The following is a 1380-nucleotide window of genomic DNA, read 5'->3' as shown; positions in this document are numbered from 1 at the left end:
TGGATGGCATTGCCCCCGGTCTTGGGCGCATGAAGAAAGATCAGTCGGTGAGCGGTCGATATCATTGTCTTTCACGCGTAGAGGCCGGTGAGCCGGCGGGTTCCCGCAAATGCTGCGGTGATGGTTGCGCGTTGCTTGTCGGTCACCTCGTCGCTCCGGACCAGCTCAGGTTGCCTGTAGTCGCTCTTGGCACGCGCGGTGAGTTTGAAGCCGGGCAAACCAAGCTCCTCCATGAGCGATGGCAGGACCTCCTGAAGTCTCTCATAACGAAGGACGCGGTTTACCAGCAGAACACCATTCTCCGCGTATTTCCCCAGATCGACCGGAAATCGGCCCGCGTCGCAGTACCCGTCCCAGTCGAGCGTATACTTCCCCTCGGGATTGTGGAGCGCGGAGTTGCGAAGCATGTGGAAATGACTGATGCACTTGTCGACAGGTTCTCGCTCGACACAGAAACGAAACATTCCACTGAAATTGTCCGGCCCCAAGAGCTCGCGGATTTCTGCCGCGCGCATGTGATTGTAGTAGCGACCCTCTTCATGGTTGCGCGGCCGATGCCCGGCAAAGGCGGGCAGAATCGGCGTCACGATCGCGTCCTCTTCGACCCGGCTCGCGAGTTCGATTTCAATGCTGGTGCCTGCGGTTTTTGTCGTTTTTACGAAAATGAAATTATGCCGGAAACTGATGATTGCCATCGTGCGAGTATCACCCGTTTTCCAGGCTGACCGGAAGGTCCATCCCGTGTTCCTTCAGCAGCGCATGGCGACGGGCGGTTTTCAAGTCTTCCGCTACCATCTCTGCACACATCTGCTGTGTGGTGATCTCGGGGGTCCAGCCCAGTTTGGCTTTTGCCCTGGACGGGTCACCCAGCAGAGTTTCAACCTCCGCCGGGCGGAAGTAGCGCGGATCGATCTTCACGATCACGTCGCCCGGTTTGACCGCCGGGGCCTTATCGCCCTCGACCGTTTGGACGATCCCCTTTTCATTCAGCCTCTCGCCCTCGAAGCGCAGTGTGATCCCCAGCTCGGCGGCGCTCCATGTGATGAAGTCGCGCACCGAATACTGCGCACCGGTGGCGATTACGAAATCTTCCGGCTCGTCCTGCTGCAACATCATCCACTGCATGCGCACATAATCCTTCGCATGGCCCCAGTCGCGCAGGGCGTCGATATTGCCCATGAAGAGACAGCTTTCGAGTCCCTGCGCGATATTGGCGAGACCGCGGGTGATCTTGCGGGTCACGAAGGTCTCGCCGCGTCGCGGGCTTTCGTGGTTGAACAGGATTCCGTTGCACGCATAGATCCCGTAGGCTTCACGGTAATTCACCGTGATCCAATAAGCATAGAGCTTGGCCACCGCATAGGGACTGCGTGGATGAAA

The 1380-nt window shown here is 58.3% G+C and carries 2 protein-coding genes; both read right to left on the bottom strand.

The features are described 5' to 3' along the window. Window positions 1–71 precede the first annotated feature (71 nt). Window positions 72–695, bottom strand: a complete 624-nt coding sequence (locus ACESL9_RS17200; protein WP_372675317.1) for a hypothetical protein — start codon at window positions 693–695, stop codon at window positions 72–74. A 10-nt stretch (window positions 696–705) separates the two neighbouring features. Next, window positions 706–1380, bottom strand: a 675-nt coding sequence (locus ACESL9_RS17195) for a GDP-mannose 4,6-dehydratase (protein WP_372675316.1), incomplete at its 5' end; no start/stop codon positions are given.

The sequence above is a fragment of the Aquicoccus sp. genome (assembly GCF_041686535.1).
Classification (GTDB): Bacteria; Pseudomonadota; Alphaproteobacteria; order Rhodobacterales; family Rhodobacteraceae; genus Aquicoccus.
The sequence above is the reverse complement of the archived record's forward strand: the minus strand, read 5'-3'. Positions and strand labels throughout refer to the sequence as shown.

What these genes read in the sequence shown, in the direction of transcription:
- ACESL9_RS17200 (WP_372675317.1), bottom strand. Translation starts at nt 695, where the DNA reads ATGGCAATCATCAGTTTCCGGCATAATTTCATTTTCGTAAAAACGACA.